Consider the following 18400-nt stretch of genomic DNA (forward strand, 5'->3'; position numbering starts at 1 on the left):
GGGTCTGAAAAATCCAAATTACCAAGCAAAATCAATATTAAATAGGAAGGGAGAGATAGGATGGAGTTAATTTATTGGATCATTCTATTTGCATTTGCCATTACCTTTTCTAATGTTTTTAATCGAATTGTCCCGATTATTCCGTTGCCGATGGTACAAATTATTTTTGGTGTGCTAATTGGTTTAACTGAAATGGGGCAGAGAATCACTTTTGAACCAGAAGTTTTTTTAGTGATGATTATAGCACCTTTGTTGTTTAGAGAAGGAGAAAGAACGAATATTCGTTCAATGTTAAAGAATTTTAGTGTCATTTTATTTTTAGCTTTTGCTGGTGTCATTATCACCTTATTAACAGTAGGTTGGACTTTGCATTTGATTATTCCTGCGTTACCGATAGCTGCTTGTTTTGCTTTCGGTGCCGCACTTGGACCAACTGATGCCGTAGCAGTAGGCTCATTATCTGGTAAAATTCAAATTCCAGCTAAAGCTATGAATATTTTAGCCGGTGAAGGATTAATTAACGATGCTTCTGGTGTAACTGCTTTTCAGTTTGCCTTGGCTGCCTTATTAACCGGGTCTTTTTCATGGGTTAATGCTTCTTGGACATTATTGTTTTCTAGTGTCGGGGGTGCCGCAGTGGGTGTCATTTTAGTATTGCTAAAAAGACAAATTGTCCATTTGTTAGAAAAAGCTTCAGCTAAAGATGTTACTGGCTATTTACTATTAGAATTGTTGTTACCATTTTTATCCTATGTACTTGCTGAAATTTTTGGTGTATCTGGGATCATCGCCGCTGTTGTAGCAGGTGTTATGCAGGCTTCGAGTTTGAAGAAAGTTTCTTTATTTGAAGCTGAATTGTCAAGTGTTTCAGATAGTACCTGGAGTACAATTGTTTTCATGCTTAATGCCTTAGTTTTTCTATTTTTGGGCATTGAATTATCTCAAGTCTTTTCACCGATTTGGAATAGTGAAACGTATTCAAATATCTTTTTAATGTTAGTTGTTTTGCTAATTTCTGTGACGTTATTCGCTACACGTTTTCTGTCGATTGTTTTTATTTATGGGATTAAAAACCGTTTTAAAAATATTGGTAAATTTATGAATGAAATTTTAATTTTGACATTTGGTGGAGTGAAAGGAACGGTCAGTTTAGCCACAATCTTTATCTTGCCAATGACTATCAATGGTGAATTATTTATTGAACGCTCCTTATTATTGTTTATCACAGCTTGTGTCATTCTGGTTACCTTAATTAGTGGATTGGTTATTTTGCCATTTTTAACCGATACTGAGGAAGAACAACCGGAGAATCCAATTGAAATCAATTTGTTAAAAGAAGTCATTGAACATTTAAAGCTTCGTAACGAATCAGATCCTCATGTGGAAATGAATGTTGTAATCGAAAATTATCAAGATAGAATTAAGGAACTCTATACGGAACAGCTATCTGCTGAAAAGAAGCAAGATGTGCAAGAACTACAAGCATTGATTGTATCAATTGAAAAAGATGGTTTAGAAGAAAGCTTCCGACAAAAAGAGATTAATGTCGAAGGGTATAGACTGTATAAACGACTGATTACTAGAATGGAACGATCAATCGCAAAACAATTATTATCAATAATCGGTTTCTGGCTCTTGTTTGTGCGACAAGTCATTAATTTATTTATCCATACAAATTCTTTGTGGGATCATGAAGAGGATGAAGTGAAAACAGAGCTTAGAAAAGAAGAAATGGAAAGTATTCGGCAAGTCTTCTTACAGAATACAGAAGTGATTCTTAAAAGTTTAAATAACTTGACCGATGTTTATGATGATGAGTTGATTCGCTTTTTCATTGAAGGACGTTTACAATTAGCGCAACGATTAGAAGATGGAACGTTTATTGATTCCTTTATCATTCATTCACAATCTGATTATGTCAAAGAATTATTGATTGGCTATCAAGAAGAACGAAATGTAATTGATACATACGAAATTAATCACAAAATTTCTTCAATTGTAGCGAATGAATACCGAAAAAATGTCAATTTATTAGAATCTTTTTCAATTAATGACACTGCAAATGGGCTTGGTTTTAATAGATTACGGAAACAAGTTAGAGAAGAAGCTAGTAAAAAATAAAACTAGCTTCTTTTTTTCGTTTTTTTTTGATACAATAGGCAAGGATGAAAAGGGCGTGATTTTAAAATGAAAGAATTGAAAATTTCCAATTTAACGAAAACATATGGCGAAAAAACGTTATTTGATCAAATCGCTTTTTCAATACATGAAAAAGACCGTATTGGATTAATCGGAACGAACGGAACAGGAAAAACCACGTTGTTGAATATTCTTGCATCAAAAGATAGTGGTGATGGCGACAGTACAGTTTTTCAGGTCCCTAATGACTATCAAATCGGCTACTTATCCCAAGACCAAACGTTGAATGAAGATTTATCTGTTGTGGAGGCTGTATTTCAAGGCGATACTCCTATTCTTCGAGCCGTTAAAAATTATGAATTAGCTTTATTAGCATTGGCTGAAGACGGTACGAACGAGCAAATTCAAAAGCAATATGTTCAAGCAGAAGAACTCATGAATAAAGAGGATGCTTGGAATGCAGATACTGAAGCTAAAATTGTTCTTCAAAAATTAGGAATTGATACATTAGATAAAAAAATCCGTGATTTATCTGGTGGACAGAAAAAAAGAGTCAGTTTAGCTCAAGTGTTAATAGAATCGCCTGATTTACTTTTACTTGATGAACCGACCAACCATTTAGACTACGATGCAATTACGTGGCTTGAAACCTATTTAAATCAGTATCGTGGTGCGGTTTTAATGGTTACCCATGATCGCTATTTTCTAGACCGGGTATCAAATCGTATCTTCGAATTGTCATTTGGACGAATTTTTGAATATAAAGGAAATTATGAGACGTATCTGATTAGTAAAGCAGAACGCGAACGGGTTGAGGTTGAACAAGATGAGAAACGAAACCGCCTATATAAACAAGAATTAGAATGGATGCGGGCAGGAGTTCAAGCACGTGGAACAAAGCAACAAGCGCGGCAAGATCGTTTCCATGAACTGAAAGGAAACTTAAATCAGGCAAATCATAAAGAACAAATCGATATGGATTTGGCTACGCAACGTTTAGGAAAAAAAGTAATTGAGATTAAAAATGGCGATTATGCTATTGAGAATAAAACGATTTTACACGCCTTTGATTTACTGGTTCAATCAAGAGAACGGATTGGGATTACTGGAAAAAACGGGAGTGGCAAGTCAACGTTATTGAACATTATTGCTGGTCGAATTCCTTTGGATAGTGGTATTTATTCAGTGGGAGAAACAGTTCGAATTGCTTATTATACACAAACAAATGAAAAGATGAATCCAGAAAAACGAATGATTTCTTATTTACAAGAAGCGGCAGAAGAGGTTAAGCGTTCTGATGGAACAACGATAGGCGTTGCTGAAATATTAGAACGTTTCTTATTCCCTAGATTTATGCATGGAACGATTATCGGTAAACTTTCAGGAGGCGAAAAAAGGCGGTTATATTTACTAAAACTTTTGATTAGTCAGCCGAATGTTTTATTACTGGACGAACCAACAAACGATTTAGATATTGATACGTTAACAATTTTAGAAGATTATATTCGAACATTTAAGGGTGCTGTAATCACTGTTTCTCATGATCGCTATTTTTTGGATAAGACAATTGAGAAGTTGCTAGTTTTTAAAGGAGCTGGTGAGATTACTTCTTATTACGGTGTAATGAGTGATTATCTAGCCGAATCGACCAAAGAAAAAGCGCAAACCAAAAAGAAACTTAAAATTGAAGATGACTCAAATAAAGTTATTGAGAAAAAAGAAAAATCTAAATTAACTTATATGGAGCAAAAAGAATGGGCAACGATTGAACAAGAAATCGCGCAATTAGAAGAGAAAACAGAAACAATTACTAATGAAATGAATCAACAGGTCGATGATTTTACAAAACTTCAAGAACTGCAAAAAGAATTATCCCAAACAGAAAAAGAACTGGAAGAAAAACTAGATCGTTGGGAATACTTAAGTGAGTTTGCTGAAAACTAGGAGGAAGTAACTATGGAAGAAGCCTATTTAGATTTGGGACGAAAAATTTTAAACGAAGGACATCAAAAAGGAGATCGAACTGGGACAGGAACAAAAAGCCTTTTTGGGTATCAAATGCGTTTTGATCTTTCTGAAGGTTTTCCTTTATTAACTACGAAACGTGTGCCATTTGGTCTAATAAAAAGTGAATTACTATGGTTTTTAAAAGGCGATACGAATATTCGCTATTTATTGCAACATAATAATCATATTTGGGATGAGTGGGCATTCGAACGTTACATAAATAGCGCTGACTATACAGGACCAGATATGACAAATTTTGGTCATCGAAGTTTAACAGACGAAGTCTTTAAAAACGAATATGACAAACAAAATGATTTGTTTTGTGAAAAAATTTTATCTGATGATGATTTTGCAATGAAACATGGTGAATTAGGAAATATTTATGGGGCACAATGGCGTCATTGGGAAACAAAAGATGGTGGATTTATTGATCAAATCAAAGCTGTGATTGAAATGATTAAAACAACACCGGATTCTCGTCGCTTAATTGTATCAGCATGGAATCCTGAAGACGTTCCATCAATGGCGCTGCCGCCGTGTCATACAATGTTTCAGTTTTATGTAAATGACGGTAAACTAAGTTGTCAACTTTATCAAAGAAGTGCTGATGTTTTTCTTGGCGTTCCATTTAACATTGCTAGTTATGCGCTATTAACGCATTTAATTGCTCACGAAACTGGTTTAGAAGTTGGCGAGTTTGTTCACACTCTAGGAGATGCGCATTTATACAATAACCATTTTGAACAAATGGAAGAACAGTTGACAAGAGAAATTAGAAGCTGTCCGACATTGAAATTAAATCTAGAAAAGCAATCTGTTTTTGATTTTGAAATGGAAGATATCATGCTTGAAGGGTATGATCCACATCCAACGATTAAGGCACCAATTGCCGTTTAAATGACAAAGGGGGAATAGGATGTTAGCAGCTATTTGGGCACAAGATGAGCAAGGGTTGATTGGTAAAGACGATCAAATGCCCTGGCATTTACCTAATGATTTGAAGTTTTTTAAGCAGATGACAGAAGATAACACAATTGTAATGGGACGGACTACTTTTGAGGGAATGGGAAGTAAACCTTTACCGAATCGAAAAACGATTGTTTTGACGAGTGATCAGCTGTATCAAGCTCAAGGTATCATCGTTATGCATTCTGTTGAAGAAATTTTGACCTATGCTGATGAGTTTTCAGGTATTACTTTTATTGCAGGTGGTTCGATTGTATATAAAAACTTTCTTCCTTATTGTGATGTTCTTTATCGAACGGTTATTCAGCATACATTTGAAGGAGACACATATTTTCCTACAGTTGATTGGGATGAGTGGACGCTTGTCAATTTGAGTGAGGGCGAGCAGGATCAAAAGAACAATTACCCATATCAGTTTGAAACTTATCAAAGAATATGTCAAATCGACTAGGAAAATTCTGAAACTTATAGTGACAAACAGTTTTATAGTTTAGTTGAAATCTATTGTTGTAAAGCTTCGATTGTGTTTCACATACGTTACGTTTTTTTCTTGATTTCCAACTGGATTTTTGAAAAATTTGAAAGTCTCAATTGTTTTTAGTAACTTCCTAATTTGAAAAATAAGAATAGAAATAGGCTAGCATCCAGAAAATTTGAAGAGTCAATTTTCTGGATGCTAGCCTATTTTTAGTTCTTGAAAAAGTTAAATATGATTGCGATATAAACCAACAACTTTACCTAAGATACTAACATTTGCTAGAATGATTGGTTCCAATGCATCATTTTCTGGTTGAAGACGAAAATGAGTTGCTTCTTTGAAAAATCGTTTGCATGTGGCCTCATCTTCATCAGTCATCGCAATCACAATATCGCCGTTTTCAGCAGTTGCTTGTTTTCGAACAATAACCTGATCACCATCGAGTATGCCAGCATTAATCATACTTTCTCCACGAATGGTTAACATGAATAAAGAATTATTTTCATACTTTAAATCAGGCGGAAGCGGGAAGTAATCAGAAGCTTCTTCAACAGCCAAAATTGGTTCACCAGCTGTAACAACACCAAGCATTGGAATGGTGCTTGGTTGAATACCTATTTTTTCTAAACCTTCAGCAGTTAACTCGATGGCTCTTGGTTTAGTAGGATCTCTTAAAATTAAGCCTTTTTTCTCTAGTCTGGCTAAATGACCATGAACTGTAGAAGTAGAAGAAAGGTCTACTGCTTTGCCAATTTCGCGAACCGTGGGTGGATAACCTTTTAATTCAACTTGTTCATATATATATTTTAGGACTTCAATTTGTCTTGTATCTGTACGTTTTGCCACAAGTCGCACCTTCTTTCTAATGATATTTTTAGTTTACCATAGTTTTCACAGATAATCAAACAAGCGTTCGTGTTTTTTTGTGAGTTGAGAGTTGTATTTTTAGGCAGGTTCTTATAAGATAGATGTGGAAAGTGAAGGAGGAACTAACATGTTATCAGAAGACAAAATGAACCGTATAAATGAATTGGCTAAAAAGGCGAAAGAATCTAGTTTAACCGAAGCTGAATTAGCAGAACAAAAAGAATTACGTCAGGAATATTTAGAAACGTTTAGAAGTGGAATGAAACATCATATTGAGGGGATGAAAGTAGTTGACCCTGAAGGCAATGATGTTACTCCAGAAAAATTAAAACAAATTCAAAAAGAAAAAGGATTGCATGACCGAAATTAATTTTTTGCTTTTTTTTGTAAAAGTAATTGCTTTCATTGATTAAATAGGCTAAAATAAACTAATAAAGGTAAAAAAAACCTAAATAGGAGATGATTTATTTGTTCGATACAACAGATCAGCTAGGCGTTAACACGGTTCGTACATTAAGTATTGAGGCGATTCAAAAAGCTAATTCAGGTCACCCTGGTTTACCAATGGGTGCTGCCCCAATGGCATATGCATTGTGGACGAAACACTTAAAAGTGAATCCAGCAACATCTATGAACTGGGTTAATAGAGACCGTTTCATTTTATCTGCAGGTCATGGTTCTGCACTTCTTTATAGTTTATTACATTTATCTGGCTATAAAGTTACGATTGATGATTTGAAAAATTTCCGTCAATGGGAAAGTAAAACACCAGGACATCCTGAAGTTCATCATACTGATGGAGTTGAAGCAACTACTGGTCCTTTAGGTCAAGGGATTGCAATGGCAGTTGGGATGGCAATGGCTGAAGCTCATTTGTCTGCAACTTATAATAGAGATAGTTTCCCAGTGATGGATCATTATACATTCAGTTTATGTGGTGATGGCGATTTAATGGAAGGTGTTTCACAAGAAGCAAGTTCTATGGCTGGTCATATGAAATTAGGTAAATTAATCGTGTTGTATGATTCAAATGATATTTCTCTTGATGGTCCGATTTCTAAAGCTTTCACTGAAAATGTTGGTGCACGTTATGAAGCTTATGGTTGGCAACACATTTTAGTAAAAGATGGTAATGATTTAGCAGCAATTTCAAAAGCGATTGATGAAGCAAAAGCTGAAACGAACAAACCGACATTGATTGAGGTTAAAACTGTTATTGGATACGGCGCACCAAAAGAAGGAACCTCTGCTGTTCATGGCGCTCCAATTGGCGAAGACGGAATTACAGCTGCAAAAGCAGTTTATGGTTGGGAATATCCTGATTTCACTGTTCCAGAAGAAGTGGCAGCTCGTTTTAAAGAAGCAATGATTACTGAAGGGGAAAAAGCAGAAGCATCATGGAATGAACTTTTTGCGAATTATGAAAAAGAACATCCTGAACTTGCTAAACAATTCAAGACCGCTTTTGCTGATGAATTACCAGCAGATTGGGCAGATGAATTACCAAGCTATGAAGTTGGTTCTAGTGCAGCTAGTCGTGTCACTAGCAAAGAAACAATTCAAGCCTTATCTAAAGCTGTTCCAAGCTTCTGGGGTGGGTCAGCAGATTTATCTGCCTCTAATAATACAATGGTAGCTGCTGAAAAAGATTTTGAGCCAGGACAATACGAAGGACGTAACATCTGGTTTGGTGTTCGTGAATTCGCGATGGCTGCAGCTATGAATGGGATTCAATTGCATGGTGGAAGTCGAATTTACGGCGGAACATTCTTTGTATTTACAGATTATTTACGTCCAGCAATTCGTTTAGCAGCTATTCAAAACACACCAGTTACCTATGTATTGACGCATGATTCAGTAGCGGTTGGTGAAGATGGTCCAACTCATGAACCAATTGAACAATTAGCTAGTGTTCGTTGTATGCCTGGTGTACAAGTTATTCGTCCAGCTGATGGAAATGAAACTGTAGCAGCTTGGAAAATTGCAATGACTACAAAAGATGCTCCAACGATTTTAGTTCTTAGTAGACAAAACTTACCAGTAATTGAAGGAACAAAAGAACATGCAAGTGATTCAGTTCAAAAAGGTGCTTATGTAATCTCTGCACAAAAAGGATCAAAACCAGAAGGAATTTTAATTGCGACTGGTTCAGAAGTGAATTTGGCGATTCAAGCGCAAAAAGTTTTAGCTGAAAATGGGACAGATGTATCAGTTGTCTCAATGCCAAGTTTTGATTTGTTCGAAAAACAATCGGTGGATTACAAAGAATCAGTTTTACCAAAAGAAGTTTTAAAACGTGTGGCGATTGAAGCAGCTTCTCCGTTTGGATGGGAACGTTACGTTGGCTCTGCTGGAACAACAATTACGATTAATCATTATGGCGCTTCTGCTCCTGGAGATTTAGTATTAAGTGAATTTGGTTTTACAGTAGAAAATGTTGTTGCTACATTTAATAAATTGTAATTTAATTAGTAACAAAATTCGACTACTTCTATTAAATTAATAGCTCGAAACAAAGCTGATTTTGGCTTTGTTTCGAGTTTTTTTATCTTTACAAATTTTTGTTTTCTCCTTTATTATTTATTTTTATTAGAAACTTTGAATAAAAATGCTAAAAACATTTTTTTATGTTTCTTTTATGTTACAATTATTTTAAGAAATATAATTTTGGTTATGAATTATTGTATAAAAAATTCTAATAAAGTAAGATATTATATAAGAAACTCTAATTTTAGAGGAGGAGCGGAATTGGACGATAAGATGACAAGAAGTGAAAGACATTTTATGAAACAAAAAAATAAAACTGACAATACTAAAAAGGCTGTTTCATTAGTGGGAACCTCGTTAGTTTTGATGCCTGTTGTAGGAAATATCGCACCAGTGAATGTTCAGGCAAATGAAGCTAATTTAGGAGATACAACTTCAGAACAAGCCTTTATTAATTCAATTAGCGATTCGGCTGCGTATGTAGCTGAAGTAAATGATTTATATGCCTCTGTAATGATAGCACAAGCCTTATTAGAAAGTAGTTTTGGCGATTCTGCACTTGCTTCAGCACCTAACTACAATTTATTTGGCGTCAAAGGCAGTTATAACGGTCAATCTGTTTATATGCCAACAGCTGAATATCTGGAAGGTCAGTGGATGACCATTACGGAACCATTTAGAAGTTATAGTTCTTATGCTGAATCTTTTCAAGATCATGCCAACGTATTAAAGACAACTGTTTCTACGACTGGTGATTATTATTATTCAGGATCATGGAAAAGCAATACAACAAACTATTCAGATGCGACTGCTGCTCTAGCAGGGCGTTATGCAACTGATCCACACTATAATTATAAATTGAATTGGCTGATTGAAAATTATGGACTCACTGCTTATGATTGGAGTTATTCTAGTCTGGTAGAAGTAGCAAATGAGTCGAATGCTGTTGTTGAAGCAACAGGTCAAACTTATACTGATAGTTCTAGTGTGACTGTCGTTTCTGGTGACACGTTGTGGGGAATCTCAGAACGGTATGGACTAACTGTAGATCAATTGATGGCTCTTAATGGACTAAGTACAGAATTAATAACCGTCGGACAAACGTTAATTGTTTCATGATTTATGGTTAAAATTTTAAGAATATAAAACAAACGAGGTTGAAAATGTGGCAATATTTTCAACCTCGTTTGTTTTTGAATTGTGATTTCAAGCTAATCGCTTTTATCGTTTACCGTTTCTCAAATCAGCTAATCGACGTTCTCTGTTTTTACTTAAATCTTTGATACGAGGACGAGGCAAGATGCTTTCGGCAGTGACTTTAGTTAGTGCCTCAAAAGTCGTAGTATCTTGTGAGTCAAATTGTTCTAAATAGTCAATTACTTCACGCACAATTTGCGTTGGAGTAGAAGCACCAGCTGTAACCGCGACTTTTTTAACTTCGTTGAACCAAGCGGGATTTATTTCTGAAACATCTTTTATGCGATATGCTTTAACACCAATCTGTTGTTCGGAAACTTGAGCAAGCCGATTACTATTGTTACTTTTAGGATCACCCACCACAATAGTTAAATCACAAGTTGCCGCTTGATTAACAACTGCCTCTTGACGAACTTGCGTCGCTTTACAAATATCTTTATGAACAACAACTTGAGGATATTTCAATTTGATCGCATCCATTAAATTAGCTACATCCCATTGACTCATTGTCGTTTGATTAGTGACAAATATTTTATCATTTTCGAGTTGAAGATTGTTGATGTCTTCTAAGTTTGCTACAAGATAAACGTTTTCCGGTGCGACACCGATTGCGCCTTCTGGTTCAGGATGATTTTTTTTGCCAATGTAAATGATTTCGTAACCAGCTGTTACTTTTTCTAAAATCAATTCATGGGTAATCATTACATCAGGACAAGTTGCATCAATCGTTACAAGACCTTTATCGATAGCTTGTTGTTTAACTTTAGGTGAAGTTCCATGTGCTGTGAAAATAACGGTTCCTTCATCAATCTGGGATAAAATATCTTCTCGATTTGCTCCATCTAAAGTGTGAATCCCGATTTGTTCAAAAGCATTGGTGACATGTTCATTATGAACGATCATTCCTAAAATATAAATTGGTCTTGGTAGTGACTCATCTAAAGAAGCATTTCGAGCAATAACCATTGCATCTACCACGCCATAACAATAGCCTCGAGGACTAATATTTATAATTTCCATGTTTTAGTTAACCCCTATTTTTCAAGATATATTTACTATACAACAAAAATATTATAATTGTTTAAAGATGGAAATTCAATTAGGAAATGTTTGCAAATGATTGAGGAATGCCAATTAACTAGAAATCAAAAGAGAAAATGTAGCTTATGTGAGATAAGCGAAGCTTTATGATGATGAATTCCAGCTAAATTACAAAAATAGTCGTCGCTATCCATTTCCGACATTCTCTAAATAGAAAAATAAAATTAGTTATAAAAATGATTGGTTTATCTTACAATTTTTTTAGTAAAGATAAAAAAATCACAAACAGGATCTTTATTTCGTGATTAAAATTCTTTCATAAAGAGTTGTTTTATAAACTATTTTTAAGAAAAATAAAGAAAATTTTCTTTTTTTCAAAGAAAAAGATGATTATTTCTTGTAAAGGCAGATTAGAAATAGTATTATTTAATAAAGAAGAAGAGGGAGGAGAGCCATTTGGATAATACGCTGGTAAAAAATGCGCTTGAAGAATTGAAGGAAGCTAATATTCGTATCACACCACAAAGATATGCAATTTTAGAATATTTGATTGAAAATCACAGCCATCCAACTGCCGATGAAATCTATCGCGCTCTAGAAAATCGTTTTCCTAATATGAGTGTAGCAACTGTCTATAACAATTTACGATTGTTTACGAATATAGGTTTTGTGCAAGAAATGAGTTATGGAGATGCATCTAGCCGTTTTGATTTCAGTTCAAAAAAACATTACCATGCAATTTGTCAAAATTGTGGGAAAATAGTTGATTTCCATTATCCAGGTCTTGATGACGTGGAGATGGCAGCTAGCAAGCTGACTGGATTTGAAATCAATGAACATCGTTTAGAATTATATGGATTATGTCCAGAGTGTCAAAATTAAAGGGAGTAGGGAGTAAATAATGAAAAGAATACACACACACAAAGCACCAAAAGCCATTGGACCTTATGTTCAAGCGAATCTTTTGAATGGCTTATTATTTGCTTCTGGACAGGTACCTCTAAGTCCAGAAACAGGAGAAGTAGTTGGCGAAACAATCGAAGAACAAACAATGCAAGTATTAAAAAATATGGCGGCTATTTTAGAAGAAGCAGGTACAGATTTTAATCACATCGTCAAAACAACTTGTTTTTTGAAGAATATGGATGATTTTACTGCGTTTAATGAAACTTATGGTATAGCATTCGTTAATACTCTTCCTGCAAGATCAGCGGTTGAGGTTGCAAGATTGCCAAAAGATGTTTTAATTGAAATCGAATTTATTGCAAGCATTCCTGAATAGAAAATAGAATTCACAAACTCGAAATTAAAATGATTTCGAGTTTTTTTCTTATTATAATAGTCTTTTTAACTAATGATTTTTAACCGATTTAATAAAAATGATTAAAATCGTTACTGTTTGTGAAAAAATAATTATGAATTCACAAGCAAAGAACTCGAACTCGTTTTTTTAGTTTGTTATAGTCATAATAGATCAATCAATAAATAACGATTGGCGAAACAATTTTTTGAAAGAAGGGATTTACACAAATGAAAGTCGTAGTCGTAGGATGCACGCATGCTGGAACTGCTGCAGTAAAAAATATTTTAGCAAATAATCCGGAGGCAGAAGTTACTGTTTATGAAAGAAATGATAACGTTTCGTTTCTATCTTGTGGTATTGCCTTATATGTTGGAGGAGTAGTGAAAGATGCTGCAGGCTTATTTTATTCGAATCCTGAAGAATTAGCATCTCTTGGTGCTGAAGTCAAAATGGAGCATAACGTAGAAAATATTGATGTTGATAATAAAAAAGTAACGGCAAAAAATTTAATAACAAATGAAGAAGAAACTGTTTCTTATGATAAATTAGTGATGACAACTGGATCTTGGCCGATCATCCCTCCGATCCCTGGTATTGAATCAAATAATGTTCTACTATGTAAAAACTATAACCAAGCGAATGTGATCATTGAAAAAGCAAAAGATGCCAAAAAAGTTGTTGTGGTTGGTGGTGGCTACATCGGTATCGAACTCGTTGAGGCATTTGTAGAATCAGGTAAAGAAGTTACCTTAATTGATGGATTAGACCGTATTTTAAATAAATACTTGGATAAACCGTTTACTGATGTTTTAGAAAAAGAATTAGTGGATCGTGGAGTTACATTAGCATTAGGTGAAAACGTTCAAGAATTTCAAGCTGATAGCGAAGGAAATATTTCAAAAGTTGTTACGCCGAGTCAAGAATTTGATGCTGATATGGTTATTATGTGTGTTGGTTTCCTTCCAAATACTACACTATTAAAAGATAAAGTAGAAATGTTACCTAATGGTGCAATCGTAGTTGATAAATACATGCGTTCAAGTAATCCAGATATTTTTGCTGCAGGAGATAGTGCAGTAGTACACTATAATCCAAGCGGTAAAACTAATTATATTCCATTAGCGACTAACGCAGTTCGTCAAGGGATGTTGGTTGGCCTTAATATTTCTGAACCTAAAGTTGCATATCGTGGAACACAAGGAACCTCTGGTTTGTATTTATTTGGTTGGAAAATTGGATCAACAGGAGTAACGCAAGAAAGTGCTAAACTTAACAATTTAGAAGTCGATTCTACGTTCTTCGAAGATAACTATCGTCCAGAATTTATGCCAACAACTGAAAATGTGATGATGGAATTGGTTTATGAAAAAGGAACGAATCGAATTGTTGGTGGACAGTTGATGTCGAAATATGATATCACTCAATCTGCGAACACACTTTCTTTAGCTGTTCAAAATGAAATGACAGTGGAAGATTTAGCATTATCTGATTTCTTCTTCCAACCTCATTTTGATCGTCCTTGGAACTATTTGAATCTTTTAGCACAAGAAGCTTTAAAAAATATTAACTTAAATAAATAAAAAATTTTGCTAATGCTTTTTTTAACTAACAATTTTGAAATGCTTTTCTTAAGTATTTTCTGATTGTTAGTTTTTTTACTTAATTGATTTACTTGCTTTAAGATAGAATAGAATTTACAATTATGTTAATAATAAATATAACTGTCTAGAGCATAAAGGAGGGGTAAAGTGAGTCGTGCAAATAAAGAATTAGTAATCCGTTCTTTGTATGCTTTGATAGGCGTTGCTATCCTAGCATTTGGAGTTGCTACTTTAAGAATAGGGAATGTTGGTTTAGATCCATATACAGCAGCAAATATTGGCATTAGTGAAGTCATTGGTTTATCTCTAGGCGTATACCAACTAGGTGTAAATGTGTTGATTCTACTTATAGTATTTGTATTTGGTCGAAAATACATTGGGGTTGGTACAGTTATCAATATGGTTTTAACAGGCTTTTTTATTGATTTCTTTACTTGGATTTATGTAGATATGATTAAATTGAATGTGACAAGTGTATCAAGAATTTTTCTATTAGTTATTGGAATTACCATATTTACTTTTGGTGCTTCATTTTATATGTCCGCAAAATTGGGTAATGCGCCATATGATGCAATTGCACCAATAATCGTAGACTATACAAATTATCAATATCGAACCATTCGAATCATACAAGATGTTTCTTTCGTTGTACTTGCGCTAATTTTCACTGGACCTGTAGGTATTGGCACGGTTATTAATGCCTTTTTTACAGGACCGTTGATTGAATTTTGGAATCAAAAGGTCAGTCAGCCTTTGATCGAAAAAAGTGTTAAATCTAGTTCTTAATACGATGGTAGTGGAGTCTTGGAAAATCTTATTTTAAGCAACCTTTTAGTCTCATAAAGAAAAGGAACCTGATTTTTCTTTATGAGACTATCTTTTGTGCTCTTTTTGTCGTAAAATTATAGAAAATGAACTAAAAGGAGGATATGATTATGCCGATCAGAGTACCAAAAGAATTACCGGCGATAAAAGTATTAGAAAAAGAGAAAATTTTTGTGATGGACGAAGATCGCGCCATGCATCAAGATATCCGACCTTTAAAAATTTTGGTTCTTAATTTAATGCCTAAAAAAGATGAAACAGAAGTTCAACTACTAAGACTTTTAAGTAATACACCTTTACAGATTCATGTTGAATTTTTATATACAAGCACTCATGATGTTAAAAATACTTCTATTGATCATTTAGAGCGTTTCTATCATAAATTCGATACCGTTAAAAATAATTTTTATGATGGGTTGATTATTACTGGTGCTCCAATTGAACAACTACCTTTTGAAGCAGTTGATTATTGGGATGAATTAAACGTAATATTTGAATGGAGTAAAACACATGTTTTTTCAACTTTCCATATTTGTTGGGGAGCCCAAGCCGGATTATATTATCATCATGGAATTAATAAATACAGATTAGAAAAGAAACTATCTGGTATTTATTTCCATGAGGTAATTCAACCGACCTGGTGTATTTTTAAAGGGTTTGATGATGGCTTTTTTGCTCCACATTCTCGTTACACTGAAGTTCGCAGAGAAGATATAGAAAATGATGATGATTTAGAAATATTAGTTGAATCAGAAGAAGCAGGTCTTTTTTTAGTTGGAAATAAAGATAATCGTGCATTTTATGCGATGGGTCATTTAGAATATGATCGAGAAACCTTGCAGCAAGAATTTTTACGTGATCAAAATAAAGGTGAAACACCCTTGATTCCAGAAAATTATTTTCCAGCGAATGATTGCTCGAAAGAACCGAGATTACGCTGGCATATGGCTGCGTCACTACTTTTTTCGAATTGGTTGAATTATGCGGTGTACCAAAATACGCCTTATCATTTGGAAGATTTGTTAAAGAATAACTAAAATAAAAGACAAATCAGATTAGGTTTATGATAATTATATTATGTTAACTATAACTTATTTAGTTTGATAATCGTGTATTTAAAAATAAAAAACGAAAGTTGGAAAGTATCTTATGACAATTCGATTAAATCAAATGAAAAATATAGAATACACTGATTATCTGTCTTTTGCTATATCAGATTATGCGAAAGATAAAATTGAAGCTGGTACTTGGGAAGCAGCAGAAGCTTTATCACTTGCTAAGAAAAGTTTTGCTACACTTTTACCAGAAGGAAACGAGACTAAGAATGAATTTCTTTTTACACTATTTGATGAAAAAATAGAGAAATCAATAGGGTATTTATGGGTTCATTTGGAAAAAGAATTGAATAGACGTAAATTTTTTATTTATGATTTTTTGATTTTTGAAGACTTTCGAAATCAAGGTTATGGTAGAAAGGCATTGAATTGTTTAGATTCTAAAGCAAAAGAGATGAATGTAACAGAGATTGGTCTTCATGTTTTTGCTCATAATAAATCAGCTGTGCATTTGTATGAATCAGTAGGGTTTCAACCAACAGACATAACGATGTCAAAAAAAGTATAACTGTTTTTATAATAATAATCCGATTGTAAAGAATGAATTTGAGAAAAGTAGTTTTAGTTTAATCTCAATCTCATTCTTTTTTATAAATTACATTGATTTCGTTTCGATCATAGGATACAATGATTAAAAATTCATTAAGAAATAACTGGGGGGGGTATAAAATGATTAAAATTAAACGGAGTTTAGGTGTACTAGCAATTTTCAGTATTGCTTTAGTTGGTTGTGTAGGAAAAGAAGAGAATTCAACTGAAAAACAACAAGAAATCACAGTGACTGTGGATCAAGAAATGTCTACTATGAATTCTGTTTTAGCTAGTGATACGTATAGTATTACCGCTTTGAATAATGTAATGGAAGGGTTGTACCGATTAACAGCAGAAAATGAACTAGAATTAGCTGGTGCGAAAGAACTGCCTGAAATAGATGAGAACCAACTGATTTATAAAATTGAATTAAATGATCAAGCAAAATGGTCAAACGGAGAACCTGTAACTGCTGAAGATTATGTTTATGCTTGGAGAAAAGCAGTAGCTCCTGAAACTGCGGCTGAATATTCGTATCTTTTTTCTTCGATTGAAAATGCTGATGATATTATTGCTGGTAAAAAAGACAGTACTACATTAGGAATCACCGCAGTGGATGATGAGAATATTGAAATCACCTTAGTAAAACCAACGCCTTATTTTAGTCACTTATTAGCTTTTCCTGCATTTTTTCCGCAAAACGAAAAATTTGTTAGTGAGCAAGGGGAAAACTATGCTAAATCAAGTGAGCATTTAATTTATAATGGACCATTTATTTTGGCTGATTTTGATGGGCCAGGAACGGATACTGAATGGACGTATCTTAAAAACGATCATTATTGGGATAAAGAAAAAGTTCAATTAACTAAAATTAAAAATCAGGTAAGTAAAGAATCGGCGACAAACGTCAATCTTTTTGAAGCTAAACAAGTCGATGATATTTTGCTAACTGGTGAGTTAGCAAAACAATATCAAGCTTCACCTGAATTTGTTTCGATTGAAAAGGCAGGAACGACCTATCTTTCATATAACCAAACAAAAAAAGAGTTTCAAAATAAAAATCTACGGAAAGCTATTTCACTAGTAATCGACCGCAATGCCATCGTGGATCAAATTTTAGGTGATGGTTCATTAGCGCCGACAGGCATTGTTCCTTCTGGAATGTCATTTAATCCTAAAGGTGGGGAAGACTTTGCTAAACAATCTGGTAATCATGTGAAAACAGATATTTCTGAAGCAAAGATAGCATGGGATGAGGCGAAAAAAGAACTAGGGATTAATGAATTAAAAATCGATTTACTGGCGTATGATACAGACGCAATCAAAAAAGTTGCTGAGTACCTTCAATCTACTATTCAAGATAACTTGGAAGGGATAACTGTAAATGTATCTGTAGTACCTGTATCAGTCGCTGTTGAAAGAGGAAAGTCCGCTGATTTTGATCTATTTTTATTTGGTTGGACAGCTGATTATGCTGATCCAAGCAGTTTCTTAGATTTGTTTACAGCTGAATCTGTCTATAACTATGGAAAATATACTAATCCAAAATATGATGAATTAGTTTCTTTGGCTTCAAATCAAGATATAACAGATTTAGAAAAAAGATGGAATGATTATATTTCAGCTGAAGAGATTTTATTAGCTGATTATGGAATTGCTCCATTGATTCAAAAAGCTGAAGCGAGATTAAGAAATACGGAGTTGAAAAATGTAATCAGTCATAGTACGGGTGCACAGTTTGATTATAAAACAGCTTATTTAAGTGAATAAAAGTAAAAAACAAGTAGATTTTACTGGCAGTGAAATCTACTTGTTTTTATTTGTAGAGGTGATATAACTCTTT

At 34.0% G+C, this 18400-nt stretch carries 16 protein-coding genes; 14 read left to right on the plus strand and 2 right to left on the minus strand.

All coding sequences use genetic code 11. The features are described from left to right. Positions 1 to 60: 60 nt before the first annotated feature. From ACYSNW_RS13990 to ACYSNW_RS14005, 4 genes are all read left to right on the plus strand, one after another. The gene (locus tag ACYSNW_RS13990; protein WP_461745487.1) at positions 61 to 2121 is read left to right on the plus strand and encodes a cation:proton antiporter; all 2061 of its coding nucleotides are present in this window, start codon (positions 61 to 63) and stop codon (positions 2119 to 2121) included. 66 nt (positions 2122 to 2187) lie between these two features. Next, positions 2188 to 4083 carry an ABC-F family ATP-binding cassette domain-containing protein gene (locus ACYSNW_RS13995; protein ID WP_461745489.1) on the plus strand — a complete coding sequence of 632 codons (1896 nt, stop codon included), beginning with the start codon at positions 2188 to 2190 and terminating at the stop codon, positions 4081 to 4083. 12 nt (positions 4084 to 4095) lie between these two features. Then, on the plus strand, positions 4096 to 5043 hold the full coding sequence (locus tag ACYSNW_RS14000; RefSeq protein ID WP_461745491.1) for a thymidylate synthase: 948 nt from the start codon (positions 4096 to 4098) through the stop codon (positions 5041 to 5043). Between the two features lie 19 nt (positions 5044 to 5062). Continuing rightward, a complete protein-coding gene (locus tag ACYSNW_RS14005) occupies positions 5063 to 5563 on the plus strand; it encodes a dihydrofolate reductase (RefSeq protein ID WP_461745493.1) in 501 nt (166 codons plus the stop codon). 252 nt (positions 5564 to 5815) lie between these two features. Here ACYSNW_RS14005 and lexA read toward each other — a convergent pair whose 3' ends face one another. Next, positions 5816 to 6436 (minus strand): transcriptional repressor LexA, encoded by a 621-nt coding sequence (gene lexA / locus ACYSNW_RS14010; protein WP_461745494.1) that lies wholly within the window; start codon positions 6434 to 6436, stop codon positions 5816 to 5818. 148 nt (positions 6437 to 6584) lie between these two features. Between lexA and ACYSNW_RS14015 the strand changes: the two genes are divergently transcribed. The 3 genes from ACYSNW_RS14015 (at position 6585) to ACYSNW_RS14025 (ending at position 10063) form a co-directional block, all read left to right on the plus strand. Then, a complete protein-coding gene (locus ACYSNW_RS14015) occupies positions 6585 to 6827 on the plus strand; it encodes a DUF896 family protein (protein WP_461745496.1) in 243 nt (80 codons plus the stop codon). A gap of 98 nt (positions 6828 to 6925) precedes the next feature. Beyond that, complete coding sequence (gene tkt / locus ACYSNW_RS14020; RefSeq protein ID WP_461745498.1) at positions 6926 to 8920, plus strand: transketolase; 1995 nt, start codon at positions 6926 to 6928, stop codon at positions 8918 to 8920. A gap of 285 nt (positions 8921 to 9205) precedes the next feature. Beyond that, on the plus strand, positions 9206 to 10063 hold the full coding sequence (locus ACYSNW_RS14025) for a glucosaminidase domain-containing protein (protein ID WP_461745500.1): 858 nt from the start codon (positions 9206 to 9208) through the stop codon (positions 10061 to 10063). Between the two features lie 102 nt (positions 10064 to 10165). Here the strand turns inward: ACYSNW_RS14025 and ACYSNW_RS14030 are convergent, their stop codons facing one another. Continuing rightward, positions 10166 to 11161, minus strand: coding sequence for a 4-hydroxy-3-methylbut-2-enyl diphosphate reductase (locus tag ACYSNW_RS14030; RefSeq protein WP_461745502.1), 996 nt, complete (start codon positions 11159 to 11161; stop codon positions 10166 to 10168). 477 nt (positions 11162 to 11638) lie between these two features. Here ACYSNW_RS14030 and perR point away from each other — a divergent pair, with 477 nt between their 5' ends. The 7 genes from perR (at position 11639) to ACYSNW_RS14065 (ending at position 18327) form a co-directional block, all read left to right on the plus strand. After that, on the plus strand, positions 11639 to 12064 hold the full coding sequence (gene perR / locus ACYSNW_RS14035) for a peroxide-responsive transcriptional repressor PerR (protein WP_461745504.1): 426 nt from the start codon (positions 11639 to 11641) through the stop codon (positions 12062 to 12064). Between the two features lie 19 nt (positions 12065 to 12083). Next, a complete protein-coding gene (locus ACYSNW_RS14040) occupies positions 12084 to 12464 on the plus strand; it encodes a RidA family protein (protein ID WP_461745505.1) in 381 nt (126 codons plus the stop codon). A gap of 248 nt (positions 12465 to 12712) precedes the next feature. Next, positions 12713 to 14065, plus strand: a complete 1353-nt coding sequence (locus ACYSNW_RS14045; protein WP_461745507.1) for an NADH oxidase — start codon at positions 12713 to 12715, stop codon at positions 14063 to 14065. Between the two features lie 168 nt (positions 14066 to 14233). Beyond that, on the plus strand, positions 14234 to 14872 hold the full coding sequence (locus tag ACYSNW_RS14050; protein ID WP_461745508.1) for a YczE/YyaS/YitT family protein: 639 nt from the start codon (positions 14234 to 14236) through the stop codon (positions 14870 to 14872). A gap of 149 nt (positions 14873 to 15021) precedes the next feature. Then, complete coding sequence (gene metA, locus ACYSNW_RS14055) at positions 15022 to 15948, plus strand: homoserine O-acetyltransferase MetA (RefSeq protein WP_461745510.1); 927 nt, start codon at positions 15022 to 15024, stop codon at positions 15946 to 15948. A 112-nt stretch (positions 15949 to 16060) separates the two neighbouring features. Continuing rightward, a complete protein-coding gene (locus tag ACYSNW_RS14060) occupies positions 16061 to 16534 on the plus strand; it encodes a GNAT family N-acetyltransferase (protein WP_461745511.1) in 474 nt (157 codons plus the stop codon). 164 nt (positions 16535 to 16698) lie between these two features. After that, positions 16699 to 18327, plus strand: coding sequence for a peptide ABC transporter substrate-binding protein (locus tag ACYSNW_RS14065; protein WP_461745624.1), 1629 nt, complete (start codon positions 16699 to 16701; stop codon positions 18325 to 18327). Positions 18328 to 18400: the final 73 nt, after the last annotated feature.

Source organism: Enterococcus sp. LJL99 (assembly GCF_054871725.1).

Coding starts and splice junctions, on each gene's coding strand:
- ACYSNW_RS13990 (WP_461745487.1), top strand. CDS start 61: ATGGAGTTAATTTATTGGATCATTCTATTTGCATTTGCCATTACCTTT.
- ACYSNW_RS13995 (WP_461745489.1), top strand. CDS start 2,188: ATGAAAGAATTGAAAATTTCCAATTTAACGAAAACATATGGCGAAAAA.
- ACYSNW_RS14000 (WP_461745491.1), top strand. CDS start 4,096: ATGGAAGAAGCCTATTTAGATTTGGGACGAAAAATTTTAAACGAAGGA.
- ACYSNW_RS14005 (WP_461745493.1), top strand. CDS start 5,063: ATGTTAGCAGCTATTTGGGCACAAGATGAGCAAGGGTTGATTGGTAAA.
- ACYSNW_RS14015 (WP_461745496.1), top strand. CDS start 6,585: ATGTTATCAGAAGACAAAATGAACCGTATAAATGAATTGGCTAAAAAG.
- ACYSNW_RS14030 (WP_461745502.1), bottom strand. CDS start 11,161: ATGGAAATTATAAATATTAGTCCTCGAGGCTATTGTTATGGCGTGGTA.
- ACYSNW_RS14040 (WP_461745505.1), top strand. CDS start 12,084: ATGAAAAGAATACACACACACAAAGCACCAAAAGCCATTGGACCTTAT.
- ACYSNW_RS14045 (WP_461745507.1), top strand. CDS start 12,713: ATGAAAGTCGTAGTCGTAGGATGCACGCATGCTGGAACTGCTGCAGTA.
- metA (WP_461745510.1), top strand. CDS start 15,022: ATGCCGATCAGAGTACCAAAAGAATTACCGGCGATAAAAGTATTAGAA.
- ACYSNW_RS14060 (WP_461745511.1), top strand. CDS start 16,061: ATGACAATTCGATTAAATCAAATGAAAAATATAGAATACACTGATTAT.